This is a genomic window from Desulfosporosinus sp. FKB, from assembly GCF_002196705.1.
Taxonomy (GTDB): Bacteria; Bacillota; Desulfitobacteriia; order Desulfitobacteriales; family Desulfitobacteriaceae; genus Desulfosporosinus.
The window spans coordinates 34,090-54,740 of record NZ_NADJ01000029.1 but is presented as its reverse complement, the minus strand read 5'-3'; the positions used below and the strand labels follow the sequence as shown (position 1 = coordinate 54,740).

Below are 20,651 nucleotides of genomic sequence, written 5' to 3'. Positions count from 1 at the left end.
CAGTATTTTTATAGTTTACCCCAATTCCTCCTTTTTTTCTGCTAGTGCCTGCAGGATCTTTTCCGGTGTCGCTGGTAACGCAGTGATCCTTACCCCCACAGCATCATCGATTGCATTGATAACAGCAGCAACCGTCGGAAGCATCGCAGGTTCACCGAGGCCCTTGGCGCCATAAGGGCCGCTCTCTTCAGCTTCTTCGACAAAGTATGCTTCTATTTTAGGCACATCCAGTGCCGTGGGAATCAGATAACTGGAAAATGCCGGATTTTTAATCATTCCCTTTTGTAACTCAAGTTCTTCCAGAAGAGCATAACCGATACCCTGCGTCACTCCGCCTGCAATTTGCCCTTCGACTTGGGTAGGATTTAAGGCCTTTCCCACATCATGAACGGCGATAACTTTAAGAACTTTCACCTTGCCTGTTTCCGTATCTACTTCCACTTCCGCCGCCTGACAGCCAAAGGAATAGGGCCAGTAAGGCGCCCCCTGTCCGCTCGTCAGATCCACGGGAGTCGAACGGGCTGTCGAACTTTCCGCGCTGATAAAGCGCTCCCCATTTAAACGGGCTTTAAAAACCATATACCCCAGAATCATCCGTCGGGACGGATCACCCTTGACTCCGATATATCCTGCCTTAAGCTCTATACCCTCCGGTGTGGGACAGGAAAATTCACGGGCGGCAAAGGTCAGTAAGCGAGACTTCGCCTGACGAACCGCTTTGAGGACCGCATTGCCGGTATTATACGTTTGACGGGTTGCAGCAGTAGTCCCTGAATCGGGAGTTACATCTGTATCTGCCGTATTAACACAAATATCTTCTGCTCTCAGGCCTAGTTCTTCAGCGGCAATTTGCGCAAAAATCGAACTGCTGCCCTGCCCCACATCCACGGCCCCAGTCAGGACCGTAGCCGAACCATCGTCATGAATTTCCACAAAAGCACTTGAAACATCCGGAAAGCCATTGCCGTACCCGGTCCCATACCAGGCGCAGCCCAAACCTATTCCCCGCTTTTTCATAGAGTTTCCACCTCACTTCGAAAATATGGGGCGATCTTGGCTAAACATTGATCCAGAGGAACACTGCTTGTCAGCTCTTGTCCCGTTGCCGTGATGCTTCCCACTTGGAAACAATTGCGCAATCGAATTTCTAAAGGTGATATTCCCAACTTCTTAGCTAAAAGATCCATCTGGCTCTCATAGGCCAGTACCGTTTGAGCCGCACCGAAGCCCCGCATCGCACCGGTAAAGGGATTATTCGTAAATACTGCAAAACTGTCTATCTCAACATTGGGTATTGCATAGGGCCCTGTAGCATGAACAGCAGATTTGCGCAAAACATTGACGCTCCAGGAAGCATACGCCCCTGCATCACCAATAATCTTAGCCTGCAGGGCTACAAGCTTGCCATCCCTGGCAGCTCCTGTCTTGTAATACATGGTCATCGGATGACGTTTGCTGTGGGAATAAAAAGATTCTTCCCGAGTATTCTCCATTTTGACGGCTCTCTGAGTCTTCAAAGCCAGTAAGGCCGCAATAATTTGCAGAGAGATATCTTCCCGTCCGCCGAAAGCACCACCGACAGCCAAAGTCTTTACTTGCACCTGGCTGTAACGAAACCCTAGGGCATGAGCAATTTCTCCGCGATCATAGTGGGCATATTGCGTAGCAGTCTGAACCACCATATGCCCCCGTTCGTCCAAGTAAGCGAGAACCGCCTCCGGTTGGAGAAAAGCATGATCCACATGCGGTGTTTTATAGACTTGTTCGACGACAACATCTGACTTGACCCAGCCTTCCTCCAGCGATCCCCGGCGAATAGGCAGGTGATATAGAACATTAGTAGGCTGAAGCTCCGGGTGGAGAGACGGAACCTCCGGCTTCATGGCCTCCTCAGGGTCAAAGATAGGCGGTAAAATTTCATAGTCAACCCTGATTCGCTCCGCTGCCTCACGGGCGATCTCCATGGTTTCTGCTCCCACAACGGCAACCGGGTCCCCTACCATACGGACATAGTCGGCGATAACCGGCTGATCCCTGAACAATACACCATGAGAATTATGGGGCACATCTTTAGCCGTCAGAACAGCTGCAACACCTGCGAGCTTCATGGCTTCTTCGCTGTTAATACTCAGAATCCGAGCATGAGGATGAGGACTGCGTACAACAACTCCGTATAGTTGGTTGGGAAGGTTGACATCTGCCGGAAACTTCGTCTGACCAAAAACCTTTCCCCAAGAATCTTCGCGCAGGACTCGAGAACCTACTACATCAGTTTTCATTGTTTTCCCTCCTCAGCAGCCAGCTTGACAGCGCGCAGAATCTTATCATAGCCCGTACAGCGGCAGAGGTTTCCAGATAAAGCAACTCCGATTTCCTCGTCGCTGGGATGAGGATTCTTGTCCAGTAAATTTTTCGCAGAAAGAACCATCCCCGGAGTACAAAAACCACATTGTACGGCGCCAACTTCCACAAAAGCCTTTTGAACAGGATGGGGGCTCTGACGATTCCCGACACCCTCAATCGTCGTAATCACGGAGTTATGGACTTGGCCTGCCAGAATGAGACAGGAGTTGACGGTTTTTCCGTCTAAAATCACGGTGCAGGCTCCGCATTCTCCTTCTCCGCATCCTTCCTTTGTCCCCATCAAGCCCAAGCGATTGCGCAGCACATCCAGCAATCGTTCTCTCGGATCGACCTCTAAAACATAGGTTTTATCGTTAACGCTAAATTCAATCGTTATCATTTATCCAAACCTCCTTGCTGCCTCAAAGAAGCAATCGCTTCACGAAAAACACCGGCCACGGCAACCCGTTTATAAGGAGCTGATGCTCTGTCTCCCAAAGCAGCGCGGACAACACCTTGAACTTGACTAATCCCCAGTTCCAGCCATGATTCATTAAACTCCCGCTGGCTTAAAGCTTGAGCCAGCGAGTCACTAAGAAAAGCGCGTCTGCCGACGGCACCTAACGCGACCCGGACCTTTCCTGCCTTTGAACCATCAAGTTCCAGAGCCACAGCAACACTTAAGCGAGCAATGGCTAAGGCTTCACGTCGGCCTAGTTTGGCAAATCCACTCAACTGATAAATTTTAGGTATTTTAAATCCGACAATCAGAGTACCTGGAGAAAGTAACGGCGTCTGCTCTAATAAGTCAGCAAGAGGCATCTGCTTCTCTCCTTCGCCGGAAATTAAAACGGCTTCAGCCCCTAAGGCTAAGAGAGGAGGCAAGCCATCGGCCGCTGGAGAACAGTTTCCGAGATTTCCGCCAATGGTCGCCTGATTGCGAATCTGCGGCGAACCCATCGTCTGGCAAGCTAACCAGAGAGAAGCTGCCTTCTCTGCAATTAATTGATTCTGTCCCATATCAGAGAAGGTTGCCATGCTGCCGATTTCTATATACTCTTTCGTTTCCTTGATATCTCGAAGTTCCGGAATTCTGCCAAGGTCAATCAACGCCTTGGGTTGGATCTTACGTTTCTGCATTTGAAGTACCAGATCCGTTCCTCCGGCCAAAAACATTCCTTGAGATGAATGTGCTATTTCTATGGCTTCATTGACACTTTGCGGTTGATAATACTTCATGGAATGTCCTCCCTTGCTTAGAGCCCGATAAAAATAGTCCACAAAAAAGCAACCGTAATTGTTTCTCCATAAACCATCATGGCTCATAGAGAAGCAATTACGGTTGCCTCGTAGACACCCTTGATCCGATTATCAAGGATATATGAGTTTGAGCAGAACTATTCATTTTTTTCTTACTATACTATCTATTCGTCAGGCTCGGTAAAATTCCTACTTGTAATTTATTAAAAGCCCAAATTATTATTGCTATTCCGCTTTCAGACTAAGAGGATTCAACCGATTACTCTCTATAATTCCAAGCAGGACTGCTGCACCAATAGCACGGGCCTTTTCAGAAATCGTATAACAATACTCGTTCTTCCCTCGAGGATCAATATCGCCTACTTTGACCGCAGCATCTACCGGTGTTCCGTCCAGCAGTAGTCCTCGTAAAACTCCGTCAATAGAGGATGCTATCTCCTGGGAACTAAGTCCGTCATCAATAATCCCCAAACATTCTCCCGCCTGAACCTTCTCGCCGATATTTCGTTTGACCCGAAAGACTCCTGCCTGTTGGGAATAAACGACGCGTTCTTTGGTATATCCGGCAATATTGCCCGGAATTCCCGTATTCGGCTGGGCCGGACCTGTGTAGATTAACCTGCCCAAGTCATGTCCTCGGTTCGTTTCTATGACCAGGTCCACATCATCACCAGCCGTAAAGCCAGGACCTAAGCCTATAGTCAATAGTGCCATATCCCGACGTGTCCCTATGTTCCGTTTCGCCAGAATGGCATCAACTAAGAAAGTCGGCTTCAATCTTGCTAAACACTGAAGCTCGGGATCGATCAAAATTGGAATAGCACCATCTTCCCAAACACTAGCGCACGTCTCTGCTTCAGAAACGAGATTCGCCGCAATTCCTTCAACTTGCCAATTGCCCTTCACAACAGCCGTGCCAAAACATACCGGCCAGCGAACCATTAAGGGCTTGGGGACTTCCGTCATGACGACTCGGAATCCCGCTTTGGCCAAAGACCATCCGACCCCTGTAGCTTGCTCTCCGGCTCCGCGAACTAAGACGACGGGTCCATTCAGCTTAAGTTTCTTATCCATAACGCGATTCTCCTTACCATAGTCTTTAATTAAATGGAGTTTTAATCTTTCTTTTGAATATAGTCCATCCAGGCCTGATACTCTTCAGGTGTATCCACATCCTGCAGGAAGGTTTCTTTTACTCGCTGCCGAGCCCAACGTTCAGGATAACGGTATAAAACCTTCCTTCCCCCTTCTTCCCCTTGCAGCTCACGGAGTTCCGAAACATAGCGGCGGTGGAAAAAGACCGGAGAACCGACTCCTGTCTGAGAGACCGGCACTAAAAAGTCCGGAGCCTCTCTCAGGGCCTGTTCAAAACATCCTGCCAGTCCTTGAGAGGTAATGCCAACCTGATCCCCGGGTAAAAAGCCCACCATCAGAGTAGTTTTCTGTAAATCCCTTAGCCCAATCCGAAGAGTTTCCGAAAGAGGAATTGCTTGGGGGACTTGAAACCACTTCCCCCCCATTTCTTGAAAAGAAAGAAGCGTATCCTTAGTCAGATAGTCTTCCGGAGGCCGTCGCGTAACCACATGAATTTCTATTAATCCTTTAGGCAAATCTTGAGATAATTCGCGGGATAAATCCCGAGATAAGTTCTGTGATAACTTTTGCTGCAGTATAATCCCTTCTAAAATGGTATGGATGACATGCCCGAGGACAGTAGTATTTATGTAAGGTAACGCCAGTTTATCCCGTCCCATGCGAGTTGCTTGCCCAGCCGCCATTACCACAAGTCGAACCATTGCAGCTTCCCCCCTTTAGCATCACCTGCAGCCAGTCTAAAGCTTCTTGGCTTTACCTTCAATCCTTTAGAGTGCACCTCTTCCGTCCCCTTGCGGTAAAGAGCATCGAGCAGAACTTCAGGTTCGGGGGCCCTTAAATCAGAGAAATACGCTCTCTCAGAAGACTCCGCTTGTATAGGATGTCCGTGAACAGGCCGCTGAGGGATATTAAGGAAGATAACCCACGCTAGATGTTGATACTGAGGGTAAAATACCGGGGACTTCTTAAAATATCGCCAGGCGTTTTCCTCAGTGAACTGCTGATGGACCAAATAAGGACAATATTCTGGTCGATGGATATCCTCGTCTTTCAACTCCTGCCCCCACAGTCTGCCATCCAAAACCAAAACTCCGCAATCTGAACCCAGGGGAATTTGAGGTTCATGGGACGCCCAACACTTTAGACGGCGCTCCCGTGCCCCATCACCTTCAACAATCCAGTAACGCCGGCATTCCCCCAAGACCGCTTTATCGACTGTGGACGGAGAATTTCCCAGCCATTTTCCGCTGCCTTGTTCTTCGCCAGCATACCAAAAATAAACACCATGAGACTCAAAGGGCGGAGGATTGGCATGACGCCATGGCCGTACTTGGTTATCCGGATACACTTTCGTCGTGGTTGTGGCAATCACCGGATATCCTGCAGCTTGTATTTCTTGGGTCAGGGCCTGGAGGCAAGTAGTTTTGCCGCCTGCCCCGATCAAGGTAATGACTTGTGCGTACTTCGTCATTTCCCAGAGACTTCCTCTTGTCCATTTTGTTCGAGAATTATTGTTAAATTCCACCATATTCATTACCTGCACCTGTTTGAGATTAACCTTTTTATGAGGCAATATCAAGACCATTTTAATTGTTTCTATCAAAAATTATAAACTTTATCCTTTTTCTAACCAAAGGGCAAACGTAATCTGTCGTTAAACATGGACGCCGGGCGTCTTTGAAGTCAGGAACGGCTTGAATAGACACTCGGCGCCGGCCTCTTTATCTTATTTCTTATAGGGCGTCTCACGCAGTGGAAGCGTGCAGCGCACCTTGCTGTCAAACTTATGATAGGCTGAGGCAACAGCAGGGGCCGTCGGAATAGAAGAAATTTCTCCGATACCTTTAGCTCCATAGGCCAAGGGAGAAGTATTCTTTTCAATAATGATGGTCTCAATTTCCGGGACATCTGTCGATCTCAATAACCCTAAAGTACCGAATTTTGCGGTTGGAACGCCATTTTGCAAGGGGAAATCTTCTTTTAACGCGTAACCCAGCCCCATGACGACACCGCCTTCAATTTGCCCTTCTACAGCCTTAGGATTGATGGCCCGCCCCACATCATGAGCCGCAATAACCTTTTTCACGAGGCCCTGCTCATTGAGAATCACCACTTGAGTAGCATAGCTGTAGGCAACATGGCTGACCGGATTTTGTTTATCGGAATTGATGGGGTCCGTCTTTCCAAAATATTCTCCGTAGAACTCCATGCCCTCCAGCTCTTCCAGAGACGATTTGTATAACTCATGCTGAAGTTTCAAGGATGCCTGGCGAATAGCCTCTCCAGTGAACAAAGTTTGACGCGAGGCTGTGGTAGTTCCCGAATCAGGAGTCAGAAAGGTATCGGGGGCGCCGAAAGTGATCCGTTCCAGAGGCAGGCCGGTAGCCTCGTTCACGATCTGGGTCGCCACAGTGACCAATCCCTGCCCGATACAGGCGGCGCTGGTGAGCACCACTACTTTTCCGTCTCGGACTTGCAGTTTTACCCGACCCGTATCCGGCAAGCCGACACCAATACCCGTATTTTTCATGACAGTAGCAATCCCTGCATAAGGATTGGACTCGTACACCTCACGAACCGCCAGGAGTGTTTCTTTAACAGCCGTTCCCTCATCGGTAATCTGACCTGTCGGATTAATCATTCCGGGCTCCAAGGCATTGCGGTAACGAATTTCCCAAGGAGAAACACCAACTTTTTCAGCCAAAAGATCAAGATTTGTTTCCGAGGCAAACGCCGCCTGCGGAACTCCAAAGCCTCTGAAGGCTCCGGCAGGAGGATTATTGGTATAGACACAAAGTCCGGTAATGTCGACATTGGCAATTTGATATGGGCCGGCCACATGAGTACAGGCTCTCTGCAAAACGGCGGTCCCCAAGGAAGCATAAGCTCCTGTATCAGCTACGATCTTTGCTGTCAAAGCTGTCAGTCTTCCCTCTGCATCACACCCGGTTGTAACCTCTAATTCCATAGCATGTCGTTTTGGATGAACTAAAATGCTCTCCTTACGCGAAAGAGTAAGTTTTACGGGTTTTTGAGTGATGTAAGCCAAAAGAGCCGCATGATGCTGAACGCTTAAATCCTCTTTACCCCCAAAGCCCCCGCCCACAAGCTTACTGATGACCCGAACTTTTTCCGCAGGAAGCCCCAAAATCCCCATTATTCCATGTTGATCGTCATAAACGCTTTGGTCTCCGACATAGACTAAAATTCCTCCATCGTCCTGCGGGATCGCCAAAGCACTTTCCGGTTCCATATAAGCATGTTCCGTAGGCGGCGTCGAATAACGCTGAGTTACCACATAAGCAGATTTTGCCAGCGCTTCCTCAACATTACCCCGCTTAATTTTAGTGGTGCTTAACAGATTTCCTTGAGTATGAATTTTCGGAGCTTCCTCTGCTAAAGCCTCCGTCGGGCTGAGAACGGGTTTAAGCTCTTCATAATCAACCTTGATTAAAGCCAATGCCTCGCGGGCTTGCTTCTTTGTCTGCGCTGCAACCAAAGCAATAGCGTCCCCAACGTAACGGGTTTCTTGCCCGACAGGAATCAGAGTCGGCCAATCATGAAATATATGCCCGTGTTCATTAACCCCAGGAATATCTTCTGCTGTCAAAACTGCCTCGACACCGGGATAAACACGTGCTGCGGAGGTATCGATCCCTTTAACCAAGGCACGGGGATAAGTTGTGCGCAAAACTGCAGCATGAAGCATATCATTAATAAATAAATCATCCACATATTCGCCGGTTCCCAGAACCTTTTCCCGAGCATCCAAACGCTGAATGCTCGTCCCCACTCCAGCTCCGGTGATATTTACCGCATTAGGCTGAAGTTCACCGCGCAGTACCTTAGCTGCTAACATAATTCCTTGTTCAATTTTGACATATCCGGTACAGCGGCAAATATTGCCTCGGATTGCCTCTTTGATCTCTTTGGAGGTCGGATTGGGAGACTTGTCAATTAAAGCTTTGGCACTTATGACCATTCCGGGAATACAGAATCCGCACTGGACAGCACCTGCTTCGGCGAAGGCCCAGGTATAGGCTTCCTTTTCCCGTTCGGACAACCCATCTACTGTTAAGACTTTTTTCCCTGCTGCTTTAGCCAATGTTTGCGTACAAGCGCGCACTTTCTTGTCATCAACAAGTACAGTACAGGCACCGCATGTTCCTTCACCGCAGCCGTTTTTCAAGGATGTGATGTGTAATACGTCCCTTAAATATTCCATAAGGTTCATATCATCCTGGCAAGAATACTCTGTTCCATTGACATTAATCTTAAACATTCTACCCATCCTTTCTCCTCAGAAATGGATTCCGGAACAAATACTTTCCTGCAGGTAATTCTTGGGTTAATTGGCCGTCTTGACTCACCTGCCTGCCTCGCAAAAATATACGAATCGCTTTTCCCTGCTGTTTAAAGCCCTCAAAGGGGGTGTAGTCAACATCCTGGTGCAGTCTTTCGACTGAGATTCCAGAGGAAATACTCGGGTCCCATACCACCAGATCTGCATCACTACCAGGTGCGATTGTCCCTTTGCGGGGGAATAACCCGAATAATTTTGCGGCATTTGTAGAAGTTAAAGCGACAAATTCATTAAGGTTTAATTTGCCCGACTTTACGCCATAAGTGTAAAGTAACCCCATCCTGGTTTCTACACCGGGTGCTCCGTTAGGAATCTTACTAAAATCCTCAAGGCCCAGTTCTTTTTGACCTTTATAATTAAACGCACAATGGTCGGTGGCAACCGTCTCTAAAATTCCCGTTTGCAGAGCCGACCATAAGGCGGCTTGGTTCTGAATAGGACGCAAGGGCGGAGATATCACGTATTTCGCACCATTAAAGCCTTCGGAACAGTAACAACTATCATCGAGCAACAAATACTGAGGGCAAGTTTCCGCATAGACTTCCTCACCCTGTAATTTGGCCTTTGTTACAGCCTCAAGGGCACCACTGCAGGTAAGATGAACAATATAAAGAGGCGCATCGGCCAATTGAGCGAGAGTAATTACCCGCGACGTTGCTTCAGCTTCTACCTCGGGAGGTCGGGTTAATGGATGATAGCGAGGTGCAGTTTTCCCTTCTAGACAAGCCTTTTGCACAAGATCATAAACCACATCTCCGTTTTCGCAATGCACACAAACGAGTGCTCCGCATTTTCCGGCCTGACGCAGGGCCTGCAAGAGTGAACCGTCGTCGACTTGCAAAACATTCTTATAAGCCATATACAATTTAAAAGAAGGTACACCTTCCTGGCGGACCATTGTTGTCATTTCTTGAGCGATGGCATCGTTCCAATCAGTAATAGCCATATGAAAACCATAATCAACAAAACATTTGCCGTCGGCTTTTTTATGCCAATTTTCCAAACCTGTTTTGAGACTTTCCCCTTTAAATTGAGTGGCATAATCCAAGATTGTCGTAGTGCCTCCCAATAAAGCAGCTTTAGTCCCTGAATAAAAATCATCGGAAGTCGTAATATCTCCCGCCGGGAGGTCAAAGTGGGTATGGGGGTCAATACCACCCGGAAATATCAAGCAACCGCCCACATTTATCACCTGATCACCAGGTTGCTTGATCTCGCAGCCAAGGGCTGCAATTCTCTCGCCTTCAATCCGGACGTCTGCTTGATACACGTCGGCAGCCGTTACAACTGTCCCGCCATTTAAAACAATACCCATTCTAAAATCTCCTTAAGGCTTATTTTAGATGTTCGTGGGATTGGCTCCCATCCTTGCGAGTTTACTAATCTTGAACTAACATTTATCGAAAACCTTCAGAGGATTCCAAAAGTTTGAGACAGAGTGCTTTCCAAGGAAAGCACTCTGTTTGACGAACTATTGTTACTCAATCTGATTCAATGTAAAAACTGAATTCTTAAGGAAAGACATGAGTTCCTGTTTTTCCGGCTACGGCATCTTCAAGGGATTCCGGATTAGTAATGATTGCTTCTTTGCCGCCATTCTCCAAGAATTTGATTACCGCCTGAACTTTTGGCAGCATGCTCCCAGGGGCGAAGTGATTTTCAGCCATATATTGTTTGAGTTCAGCCAGAGACACGTTCGTTAAGGCTTTTTCGTCAGATTTCCCATAGTTGAGGTAAACCGTCGGAACTCCGGTTGAAATTATTAGGAGATCGGCTTTAATGTCGGAGGCTAAAAGACTGGAAGCAAAATCTTTGTCAATCACAGCGTCAACGCCCTGGAACGAATTATCTTCTCGTTTCATAACAGGAATTCCGCCGCCTCCAACACTCACAACGCAATAGCCGTCGCGGGCCAGGCGGCTAATGACGTCTTTTTCAACAATTTCTTGGGGCAGTGGTGACGGTACAACTCTGCGGTATCCCCGTCCTGCATCTTCAACCATCACCCAGGAAGGATTAGATCTTTTGATAAGTTCTGCCTGTTCCTGTGAATAAAAGGAGCCAATGGGTTTTGCCGGCTTTTGAAAGGCCGGATCATCCGGGGAAACCACGACCTGAGTCACTATGGTGACGGCAGACTTTTTCACGCCTCGTTTTTTAAACTCATTATCCATGGCCTGCTGAATTTGATAGCCAATAGCACCCTGAGTATCGGCTCCACAGCTCACTAAAGGCACCTGGTGCATTCTGGCAACATCCGTAGCAATTTCAGACCTTCTGAGAATAAACCCAACTTGGGGACCATTACCATGAGTAATGATCACTTCATACCCTTGCTCAATCATTCCCACAATATGCTTAGCTGTTTCACAGACCGCCTGATATTGATCCTCAACGGTTTCATGTCCTTTATCCCGAATCAGAGAATTCCCACCGATAGCAACAACAGCTAACGTACTCACGTTTATTTTCCACCTACCAATAGAGTCATCACTGCTTTTGCAGTATGCAAGCGGTTTTCAGCTGCATCATAAACAATTGAATGAGGTCCGTCAATAACCGAATCTTCAACTTCGTTATTGCGGTCAGCCGGCAGAGCATGCATATACATAACATCTTTGCTGGCTGTAGCCATTTTAGCTTCTGTACATTTCCAGCTCTTATTAGCAATTAGAGCATCATCAATCACTTTGCTGGCACCGGTTTCGGTAGCTCCTGTTTGGTCTGTAACCCAGTTCCCCCAACTCTTCGGAATAACGATATCGGCATCTTTGTAGGCAGCTGCCTCATCATGGGTAATCGTCAGAGTGCCGCCGTGCTTCTCAGCGTTGGCTCTGGCTTGATCAATAACCCAGTCAGGAAGTTCCCAGCCCTTGGGATAAGCCAACCAAACATCCATACCGTATCGAGGGAAGAGCAACACTTGGGTAACCGGTACAGAGATAGGTTTTTTATGGCTTTCAGCATAAGCCCAAATGATGGAGATTTTTTTGCGGCGTAAATCAGGAAGTTTCTCTTTGATGGTCATTAGGTCAGCTAATCCTTGGAAAGGATGGTAGAGGTCGCACTGCAGATTCATAATAGGCACTGAAGACCAGCGAGCCATCTCGTTTAAGTAGGCATTTCCTCTGCCCCAGTTGCAGTAACGGCAGGCAATCATATGCCCAAAGCGTGAAAGGATGATGGCGGTGTCTTTGGCTGTTTCGCCGTGAGCAACCTGCATGGTGCTGGAATCGAGGAAACCTGCATGACCACCTAATTGAGCCATTCCTGCTTCCATAGAGTTTCTGGTTCTGGTCGATTGTTCAAAGAACATTAAAAAACCGGTTTTGTTCGTAAGATAGGGTGTATCTTCACCCATGGCAAACTTCCGCTTAAGTTCCATAGAAACTTCCAGCATTGTGTCAAGTTCTTCTTTGGTAAAATCCTCTAAATTGATGAAATGACGTCCTCTGAATACTGTTTGCATTGTATTGGTTCCTCCTACTAGTTAATTCTTTAAGATCAGTAAATGTGTTAGAATTCCTTGTCCATTTTGTAGTCGTTCTAAGGCAACTTACAGCTTTACTAAATTTTCTGTAGCGCTTGGCATGAGATCGACATACTTTTGGACATATAAACTTGGAATGACTGCATACATAGCGGCACAATCCACGAGTTCCTTTTTCCAGGTACGCTCATTGGGCGCATGAGCCTGATCCTCATGACCAGGTCCAAAACCAATGCAAGGAATTCCATAACGACCCATAATGGAAACACCGTTTGTGGAGAAGGTCCACTTATCAACAACGGGGTCCTTGCCAAACAGTCCTTTGTAGGACTCTTCTAAGGTCGTGCTCACCGGATGTCCGGCCTCAATCAACCAGGTTGGGAAATATGATTCGGTAGGATAAACGAGATTCGTATAAGATGGTCTTTCATAAGTGTACATACTCACTTCGGCATTTGCCGCTTTGACAGAAGGAAGATTTCTTATTTGTTGAAGGGCGAATTCCCAGGATTCTCCGGCTGTTAAACGACGGTCGACCGAAATCCAGCAGCTGTCAGCTACGGCGCAACGTGATGGCGACGTGTGGAAAATCTCTGAAACTGTTAAACTGCCTTTACCTAAGAAAGGATGATCCGTCAAGTTTTCATGTAAACTGCGAAGTTCCGTCAGAATCGGAGCCATTTTATAAATAGCATTATCTCCTCGTTCAGGAGCAGAACCATGGCAGCTAACGCCTTTCGTCATCACTTTAATTTCCATCCGTCCCCGATGCCCGCGATAAATTTTGCCATCAGTGGGTTCGGTTATGACCACAAATTCAGGGACAACTTTGTCTTCATTAATAATATATTGCCAGCATAAGCCATCGCAGTCTTCTTCCTGCACAGACCCAACAACCACTAATGTATATTCATCTTCTAAACCAAGATCTTTAATAATCTTGCCGGCATAAACCATGGAGGCCATACCTCCGGTTTGGTCCGATGCGCCGCGGCCGATAATAATCTCTTCATCTTCGTACCCTTGATAGGGATCATATTTCCAAAGTCCCGGATCACCGACTCCCACGGTATCAATATGGGCATCCATGGCTATAAGGTGTTTGCCATGACCGATATACCCAAGGACATTACCCATAGGGTCAATATCTACTCGATCAAACCCTACTTTAAGCATTTCTTCTTTGATTCGCAGCACGACATCTTTTTCAGCACAACTCTCGCTTGGTATGGCGATGAGATCACGTAAGAAACGGCTCATTTCAGGTTCATACTTTTTGGCCAATTCCAGAACTTTTGCAAAATCGGTATCCAAAATAAATTCCCCTTTCACTACGTTTGGATTATTGATTGTGGATTTTCGATCGTCATAGATATTATGATCGTTCCCTTATAGATTAATGCAAGATTCATGCCACTTCCAGATACCTTGTTTCTTAATATTTTAGGGTTCTAAGCAGATTGAATTGAATCAAATCAACAACATAGTTTTTTAACTACAATCTCAAATTGAGACTGCATTTTTAATGAACTAAACCCAAGAAATTTCTCGACCAGTGCTACAAGCAGGATTGAAGCCTTCAATCTCATTTTGAGACATTCGTCAAGTTTTGATACAGGAAATGCACCGTTATTTTCACCACAAAGCTAAAAAAAGGTTTTATTTTCTCCAATTTGATACTCTTTTATCTTTCGGTAAAGGGTAGCTCTGCTAATCCCAAGCATATTAGCTGCATCTTCTTTATGCCCCTCTGTTTCAGCAATGGTCAGGGCTTTCGTAATTGCCTCTCGCTCAAGCTGTTTTAAGTTCAAAGAGCTGCTTTTAGGCTCCGATTTTAGGCCATCCTTAATGCGTTGGGGGAGATTGTCGATGGAAATAAAGTCTCCTACGACCATGGTTACACAGTATTCGATGACATTGCCTAATTCCCGAACATTGCCTGGCCAAGGATAATGGGTTAATTTTACCATTGCCTCAGGTGTTAGGCCTTTGACTGCTTTTTCTGTAACGGACGAATAATAATCCAAATAGAATTGAACTAAAACTGGAATATCTTCTTGGCGCTCGCGTAAGGGAGGAATCATTAAAGGAATAACATTGAGCCGATAGTAAAGATCTTCGCGAAATTCACCAGTCTTCACCATCTCTTCAAGATCACGGTGGGTTGCGGCAATCACACGAACGTCTAACGGAATCGAACGTGTACTGCCGATACGTTCAACTCGGCGCTCCTGTAAAACTCTTAAAATCTTAACCTGTAAATGCAGAGGCATGTCGCCAATTTCGTCCAGAAAGATTGTCCCATTATGAGCCAGTTCAAATTTTCCCATCTTACCGCCCCGCCGTGCACCGGTGAAGGAGCCCTCTTCATAGCCAAAGAGTTCGCTTTCCAATAAGTTTTCAGGTATTGCCCCGCAGTTAATCGCAATAAAAGCATGCCCTTTACGATTGCTGCTCTGATGAATAGCCCGAGCCAGCAATTCTTTACCTGTTCCGCTTTCCCCTTGAATTAATAACGTAGCCTTACTGGGGGCAACATGCAAAGCCATGGTTTTAAGCTCGCTCATCTTAGCCGAATTGCCGATAATCTGGGAAAAATGGGTTTCAATTTCACTCACAGTGGCCTCTTTAACTAACTTTTTAATCTGCTGAATATCTTTAATTGTAATAACGGCACCTTCGATGACTTCATTGTTCTTAATGGGAACTACATCGCAATAAAGCTGAGTAGCTACACGCTTCCCGCGGATTGGACCGGAAAACTGTTCTCCTCTTTCCACGGCCAGCCACAGCTTTTTATCATCTAATAACTGATAGAGCTCCAATTCCTGGTTCGCTTCAATATCCAGCAGCTTTCTCGCATGGGCGTTAAAATGGGTTAGTTTCTTCTGATCGTTAATTAATAAAATACCATCAGGCAATAAATTGAGAACTGTAAGCAACTGACTTGTCAGAAGCTCACGCTCACGGTTTTGGTGACTTTCCACCACTTTGCCTACAAGTAGCTCAGACATCTTTTCCAGAAAGCTCAAAAGCGATTGCTTATTATCCATCAAGCGCATGGTCTGCTCTTCATCAAAGCTTACCAGGCCTATCACACCAATAATTTGATCATCCACACGAATAGGAATCGCGACTTCGGCAAACTCAAGACAATTCCCTCGACAAGTACACGGCTTACAAAGCTCATTGTAACCGGGATTATCAATAATTACCGGGTCTCCGGTTTTCATAACATGACGATAAACAAAGCCATCGTTCATTGGACTCCCGGAGCGAATCTTATATTTACCCGTGCCGGCAACCCTAATTAAATCGGCGTCGGCAATTTCAACCTCGATTTTTAAAGCCGCAGCAATAGCATCTGCGGTCTGCTGTACTGTTGTTTTTATGTCACTTAGGTGATACATCTTAGCACCTCAATAATAATTCACTACCTGATTACATTATATACAACTCTTAGTCTCATTTCGAGACTCGAAGTCCATTTGCGGCAAAATTTGAAAAACAAAAGGCAGCGAACCCATAAAGAAGGGAGCACTCTTGATCTCAATAGTGCTCCTTATATTCAAAACTTCCGCTCGATTAAGAATTGCTGCTTTAGCGGCCCGTTGACGGCAATTCTCCATCCCAAACAATGCTTAGATATTTATAAGGATCAGTATTCCCTTCTGTGTTAAAGATGAGAATCTGTGATTGATCATTGATATTCAACTGCTCTCTGGCAGCTTTAAAGGCCTTATCCCTTAAAAAGGAGCCTAAGAGCCCCGCCGTCACTGCCCCAGATTCTCCGGATATAATCCTGGGATCTCCAAGCAAGGGATTGGCCAGAACTCTCATTCCTCTGGCCGCAACCCAATCCGGAGAAGAGACAAACATCTGGCTGTAGTCTCTGAGAATATTCCAGCCAATAAGGTTCGGTTCGCCGCAAGCCAATCCGGCCATAATCGTCGACATATCTCCGCCGACGACCCGTGGCCTGCCATCTCCGGCAAGAGCAGACTTATATAAACAATCCGCTTTATTAGCTTCGACTACCACTGTCTTAGGACGATCCTCTTGAAAGAGTGAGGCGAAATACCCTTGCACTGAGCCTGCCAAGGCACCCACACCGGCCTGCACAAAGATATGGGTCGGTTTCTCTATGCCAAGATTATTGAGTTCTTCCAACGCTTCAGCCGACATAGTACCATAGCCCTGCATAATCCACGAGGGAATTTCTTCATAACCTTCCCAGGAAGTATCCTGTACAACCACCCAGCCATTTTTTTCTGCTTCCTCAGCCGTCATGCGAACGGCATCATCGTAATTCAAGTCCGTAATCGAAGCTTCTGCGCCCTCTTCCTTGATTTTATCCAAACGAAACTGAGACGATCCTTTCGGCATATAAACAACTGATTTTTGTCCTAATTGGCGGGCAGTCCAGGCTATACCCCGGCCATGATTACCATCCGTCGTTGTTGCAAAGGTTATATCACCTAATTGTTCTTTAACTTCCGGGGAAGTTAGAACTTGATAAGGAAGCTCACTAATATCTTTATGGAGTCGCTGGGCAAGATATCTCCCGATAGCATAGGAACCCCCTAAGGCCTTAAAGGCATTTAATCCAAAACGAAAGGATTCATCCTTGACATAAATGCCTTTCACCCCATAATTTGAGGCCAATCTATTTAACGCCCGCAGAGGTGTAGGCTGATAATCAGGAAACGTCTCATGAAATCGTCTCGCTTTATCAATTTCATCTTTACTGAAAAGCTTGGTGGAAGAACCTTTTCCATAAGTTTTTAACATGTTATTTTTAATCCATTTAATTTCGTCACTCACGATAATCGCTCCTATTCCAAAATTACTATCGAAAACAATTTCTTGTTGAAACCCTTAGATTTTATCTCCCCCTAAATGAATTGTTCTCATTTAAATCAAGGAATATTTAATGCAATTATCATGCCAACTTTTATCACCTCACATCTTTTCTAACGTGTCAGGGGGACGGTCCTTTTGACACGCTTTTTCTTCTGGCTCGCTTTGAACCATGCTATTACCGTTAAAAATTTTTTCCTGCAATAAATTTTAGATTTCCCCATTGATTAATATTTCCAAGGGAGTGAATCTAGAGATATACCTCTAGTACTAAACTATATTGTTTACCGAATTTAATATCATAAAAAATCCAAATATAGCAAAGAACCTGAACCAATCTTATTTTGTAAATAAAAAGACGATCCGCTTAATTTATCAAACTGATCGTCCTAATCCTACTAACTTTTGAACTCTATTCAACAGGCAAACTCTTTAAGGCCTAACTCTCTCAACCATTCCCCTATTAATTCCGAGCAATTTGGCAATACAAACCACCGATAGATTCGTGTTGGTTCGTAAATTTCTTATTACTGTAGTTCTAAAATTTTTGTCTGTTTTAATCATGTCTAAACTCATTTCTGGCCAATTCTGGTTCAGGTAGTTATGCAAATAAACTTTACCATCCTGAATAGTTCGAATTGTACCATCACCTTCATTGTCGTCCATATAGGGATTAGTATCATTATTATTTCCGCTTGAGAATCTAATAAACTCATTGATCGCATCGTTTTGATCTTCGGCAAAGATTTTTAGGATATATTGAACATCCACAATCGTTGCCTCTTCTCTGTTCGGTTCTAAGTACCATTGGTAACTGCTCCACTGATACTGTTCAGCTCGTTGTACCAAAAAGGCCTTTTTCGGATTCTGGTGAATATAGCGAATAACTGCTAATAGGTAACTGTCATTTTCAATTACCTCACTTCTATAGCGCCCTTGAAATACATGCCCTACACGACCATACTTTTTGTTGAAATGCATCGCATAACTAGTTGCAATTCCTTTCATTAAAATTGAAATGTCATTGTTAGTATCTTTTAGGGCTAAATGAACATGATTGTCCATAAGGCAATAAGCATATAAAATAAGCTTATTGTCAGTTTGCTTTTTATTAACACTATTAATAAATCTTAGACGATCTTCATCATCTAAGAATATATTTTTGCGTTCGTTCCCTCTGAGCATAATATGATAACATCCAGAATTACTATATCTCCGTTGTAATCTGGTCATTTAGATTCTCCCTTTCATCCCCTTTCCGTTCAGCATATCCATTATCTACCATGATGTCAATATGTGCCAGTGTGTCAGGGGTGTGTCAGGGGGACGGTCCTTGCAACACACAACATTCACTGTTTTAACAGAATATCAAACTCAAAAAGGGGTTTTCGAGCTCCTATTCTATCCAACCCCTACTTATCGCTTTATATTTAACTAATACGATGTACTTATAAAGTGAATTACCGTGATACCAAGACGAAATATTTTTGCTATCATCAGAGCGGTTAGCGCTAACCCAACTTTATTCGCGTCCCTTATATTCTGCATCAGGTGCGCATAGTTTGTTATTGTTTATCGTAATTTAGCCCAAGATAAATGTAGTCTGGTTCTCCACGCTTACTTTCAACTTGATATTCCTTTACATTACTAAAATAGTTCTTTAAGCGATTATGAAAATTCTCTGATGCTGAAGAACTCCAAAATGAGACTACTCCATATGGATTAAGAATCTTAGAAAGTGCATAAAGTCCTTTTTCCGTGTATAAACGACAATTAGATTCCATGACCGTCCACTCAGGACCGTTATCAATATCTATGCAAATGATGTCGAATTTGTCTTCAGTAGAATCCAGCCAGGTCAGTAAGTCCTCTTGTATAATCCGAATCCGAGGATCTTTTAAATAATTACCCATTAGCGGAGAAAAGTAAGTATAATTCCATTCAATAATCTTAGTCTCAAGTTCAAGAACTACAATTTCCTTAACTTGAGTTTCGCCAAGCATTTCTTGAAGAGAATAACCAACACCTAAACCTGCGACTAAGACTTTTTGGGGATTGGATGAGAATCTTAAAGCCAGGGTAACCAATTTCCGTTCAGAATCGCCATTATACGTTGACATTAAGAATACTCCATTACTTATTATCTCATAATCCTGATTACGTTTTTGTAACTGTAGTTCTCTTCTTTGGGTTAAGCAGCGTTCTATTACCATAATATTATCTTGCATAAATACAGTCTCCTTAATTTTGATTATTTATCTTAAATATCAAAACACTAAATTCCGCAATAGAAATTCCCGCTATGCTAAATCCCAATCATGGCAAGCCATTAAGCCCAGTCGTAATAGTCACTTAGCCCACTCAATTGGACCCGCGATGAGATATGGAATCATACGCATCGCCAAGGTCACTACCAAACTATTAAACCAATCCCCAATGAACTAACAAACGTTGCATTGAGCAAGCATCGAAATAATATATTGCCTCGGATTAAGCCTACTTTTCCTCACACTATCTTAATCCTCTCTTTTCCATAATTCTGGAGGATTCATTTCATAGATCCCATTATCTCGGTACATGTAGCCCCAGATAATGAACTCACGCCGAATGGTTGCGTAATCCGGGTGAAATGCTTTAATATGCTCGTTAATCTCGTTTTCCAAATACTTTCGCCCTACCGTTAATCCGTCTAACATTCGTTCTAAAACAAATCGCCTTTTCTTACACTGCACAGGAATTTGCTTCAGTTTGCCATCAGGAGTAAAGAAATTCCTGAGAACGCGATCACGTTCTTTTTCACGACTATTTGAAATGCCTTCCTCCCATTCAGTTTTCATGAGCCCATTGTTTACTGATTCTAGAATAAAATTTAAAGTTGCCTGAGCATCCCGTTGTAATGTCATCTCCTCCAACGAAAAAAAAATAGTGTTTTTCTCTCGTCTGCTTTTTATGAGACCCGCATCGCGAAGTCTTGCCATATGGTGAGTAATCGTCGAAGGGGTTATCCCGAGGCGTTCTGCAAGTGCCTGACCATGTTGAGGCTCCTTCGCCAAAAGCTCCAGAATACGAATACGTGTAGGATCAGACAATGCCTTATGAAAATTAATAATTCGATTTAGCTGCAATAGTTAACCACTCCTTTTCTGCAATCTCTAAAAACGCTGTTTTAGGAATCTATAAGAACCAAAAGAGGTTCGATGACTATCTAATTAGATTTACTGTCAAGTTTTAACAGCCAAA

17 protein-coding genes and 1 riboswitch are annotated in these 20,651 nt (G+C 44.9%); all 17 genes read right to left on the bottom strand.

Annotation, left to right across the window (positions count from 1 at the left end):
* Window positions 1-15: 15 nt before the first annotated feature.
* Window positions 16-1,017 carry a molybdopterin cofactor-binding domain-containing protein gene (locus tag B5Y67_RS26190; protein ID WP_088226155.1) on the bottom strand — a complete coding sequence of 334 codons (1,002 nt, stop codon included), beginning with the start codon at window positions 1,015-1,017 and terminating at the stop codon, window positions 16-18.
* Window positions 1,014-2,279, bottom strand: coding sequence for a molybdopterin cofactor-binding domain-containing protein (locus B5Y67_RS26185; RefSeq protein ID WP_088226154.1), 1,266 nt, complete (start codon window positions 2,277-2,279; stop codon window positions 1,014-1,016). The genes B5Y67_RS26190 and B5Y67_RS26185 overlap by 4 nt, the downstream gene beginning before the upstream one ends.
* Window positions 2,276-2,743 carry a (2Fe-2S)-binding protein gene (locus B5Y67_RS09190; RefSeq protein ID WP_088226153.1) on the bottom strand — a complete coding sequence of 156 codons (468 nt, stop codon included), beginning with the start codon at window positions 2,741-2,743 and terminating at the stop codon, window positions 2,276-2,278. The genes B5Y67_RS26185 and B5Y67_RS09190 overlap by 4 nt, the downstream gene beginning before the upstream one ends.
* The gene (locus tag B5Y67_RS09185; protein ID WP_088226152.1) at window positions 2,740-3,582 is read right to left on the bottom strand and encodes an FAD binding domain-containing protein; all 843 of its coding nucleotides are present in this window, start codon (window positions 3,580-3,582) and stop codon (window positions 2,740-2,742) included. The genes B5Y67_RS09190 and B5Y67_RS09185 overlap by 4 nt, the downstream gene beginning before the upstream one ends.
* A 66-nt stretch (window positions 3,583-3,648) precedes the next feature.
* A riboswitch (purine riboswitch) is annotated at window positions 3,649-3,748 on the bottom strand.
* Window positions 3,749-3,828: 80 nt separating this feature from the next.
* Window positions 3,829-4,677: a selenium-dependent molybdenum cofactor biosynthesis protein YqeB gene (gene yqeB, locus B5Y67_RS09180; protein WP_088226151.1), complete on the bottom strand. Its 849-nt coding sequence runs from the start codon at window positions 4,675-4,677 to the stop codon at window positions 3,829-3,831.
* 41 nt (window positions 4,678-4,718) lie between these two features.
* A complete protein-coding gene (locus B5Y67_RS09175) occupies window positions 4,719-5,399 on the bottom strand; it encodes an NTP transferase domain-containing protein (protein ID WP_088226150.1) in 681 nt (226 codons plus the stop codon).
* Complete coding sequence (gene yqeC / locus B5Y67_RS09170; RefSeq protein ID WP_242975914.1) at window positions 5,381-6,169, bottom strand: selenium cofactor biosynthesis protein YqeC; 789 nt, start codon at window positions 6,167-6,169, stop codon at window positions 5,381-5,383. Before yqeC ends, B5Y67_RS09175 begins: the two co-directional genes overlap by 19 nt.
* A 255-nt stretch (window positions 6,170-6,424) precedes the next feature.
* Window positions 6,425-8,980, bottom strand: coding sequence for a selenium-dependent xanthine dehydrogenase (gene xdh / locus B5Y67_RS09165; protein WP_088226149.1), 2,556 nt, complete (start codon window positions 8,978-8,980; stop codon window positions 6,425-6,427).
* 1 nt (window position 8,981) lies between these two features.
* Window positions 8,982-10,376, bottom strand: coding sequence for a dihydropyrimidinase (gene hydA / locus B5Y67_RS09160; protein ID WP_088226148.1), 1,395 nt, complete (start codon window positions 10,374-10,376; stop codon window positions 8,982-8,984).
* A 196-nt stretch (window positions 10,377-10,572) separates the two neighbouring features.
* Window positions 10,573-11,523, bottom strand: coding sequence for a carbamate kinase (gene arcC / locus B5Y67_RS09155; RefSeq protein WP_088226147.1), 951 nt, complete (start codon window positions 11,521-11,523; stop codon window positions 10,573-10,575).
* 2 nt (window positions 11,524-11,525) lie between these two features.
* Complete coding sequence (locus B5Y67_RS09150; RefSeq protein ID WP_088226146.1) at window positions 11,526-12,530, bottom strand: ornithine carbamoyltransferase; 1,005 nt, start codon at window positions 12,528-12,530, stop codon at window positions 11,526-11,528.
* 87 nt (window positions 12,531-12,617) lie between these two features.
* Complete coding sequence (locus B5Y67_RS09145; protein WP_088226145.1) at window positions 12,618-13,865, bottom strand: YgeY family selenium metabolism-linked hydrolase; 1,248 nt, start codon at window positions 13,863-13,865, stop codon at window positions 12,618-12,620.
* Between the two features lie 332 nt (window positions 13,866-14,197).
* Window positions 14,198-15,961, bottom strand: a complete 1,764-nt coding sequence (locus B5Y67_RS09140) for a sigma 54-interacting transcriptional regulator (RefSeq protein WP_088226144.1) — start codon at window positions 15,959-15,961, stop codon at window positions 14,198-14,200.
* A 190-nt stretch (window positions 15,962-16,151) separates the two neighbouring features.
* Window positions 16,152-17,375: a diaminopropionate ammonia-lyase gene (dpaL, locus tag B5Y67_RS09135; protein WP_088226143.1), complete on the bottom strand. Its 1,224-nt coding sequence runs from the start codon at window positions 17,373-17,375 to the stop codon at window positions 16,152-16,154.
* A 468-nt stretch (window positions 17,376-17,843) separates the two neighbouring features.
* Window positions 17,844-18,644, bottom strand: a complete 801-nt coding sequence (locus tag B5Y67_RS09130; protein WP_088226142.1) for a transposase — start codon at window positions 18,642-18,644, stop codon at window positions 17,844-17,846.
* 332 nt (window positions 18,645-18,976) lie between these two features.
* The gene (locus B5Y67_RS09125; protein WP_088226141.1) at window positions 18,977-19,639 is read right to left on the bottom strand and encodes a spermine/spermidine synthase; all 663 of its coding nucleotides are present in this window, start codon (window positions 19,637-19,639) and stop codon (window positions 18,977-18,979) included.
* A 288-nt stretch (window positions 19,640-19,927) separates the two neighbouring features.
* Window positions 19,928-20,536: a metalloregulator ArsR/SmtB family transcription factor gene (locus B5Y67_RS09120; protein WP_088226140.1), complete on the bottom strand. Its 609-nt coding sequence runs from the start codon at window positions 20,534-20,536 to the stop codon at window positions 19,928-19,930.
* Between the last annotated feature and the right edge of the window lie 115 nt (window positions 20,537-20,651).

Bases quoted from the DNA above. Each gene is read 5' to 3' on its own strand.
- B5Y67_RS26190 (WP_088226155.1), bottom strand. From the start codon at position 1,017: ATGAAAAAGCGGGGAATAGGTTTGGGCTGCGCCTGGTATGGGACCGGG.
- yqeC (WP_242975914.1), bottom strand. From the start codon at position 6,169: ATGACGAAGTACGCACAAGTCATTACCTTGATCGGGGCAGGCGGCAAA.
- B5Y67_RS09130 (WP_088226142.1), bottom strand. From the start codon at position 18,644: ATGACCAGATTACAACGGAGATATAGTAATTCTGGATGTTATCATATT.
- B5Y67_RS09125 (WP_088226141.1), bottom strand. From the start codon at position 19,639: ATGCAAGATAATATTATGGTAATAGAACGCTGCTTAACCCAAAGAAGA.
- B5Y67_RS26185 (WP_088226154.1), bottom strand. From the start codon at position 2,279: ATGAAAACTGATGTAGTAGGTTCTCGAGTCCTGCGCGAAGATTCTTGG.
- yqeB (WP_088226151.1), bottom strand. From the start codon at position 4,677: ATGGATAAGAAACTTAAGCTGAATGGACCCGTCGTCTTAGTTCGCGGA.
- hydA (WP_088226148.1), bottom strand. From the start codon at position 10,376: ATGGGTATTGTTTTAAATGGCGGGACAGTTGTAACGGCTGCCGACGTG.
- B5Y67_RS09185 (WP_088226152.1), bottom strand. From the start codon at position 3,582: ATGAAGTATTATCAACCGCAAAGTGTCAATGAAGCCATAGAAATAGCA.
- B5Y67_RS09175 (WP_088226150.1), bottom strand. From the start codon at position 5,399: ATGGTTCGACTTGTGGTAATGGCGGCTGGGCAAGCAACTCGCATGGGA.
- B5Y67_RS09140 (WP_088226144.1), bottom strand. From the start codon at position 15,961: ATGTATCACCTAAGTGACATAAAAACAACAGTACAGCAGACCGCAGAT.
- B5Y67_RS09150 (WP_088226146.1), bottom strand. From the start codon at position 12,530: ATGCAAACAGTATTCAGAGGACGTCATTTCATCAATTTAGAGGATTTT.
- xdh (WP_088226149.1), bottom strand. From the start codon at position 8,980: ATGTTTAAGATTAATGTCAATGGAACAGAGTATTCTTGCCAGGATGAT.
- B5Y67_RS09190 (WP_088226153.1), bottom strand. From the start codon at position 2,743: ATGATAACGATTGAATTTAGCGTTAACGATAAAACCTATGTTTTAGAG.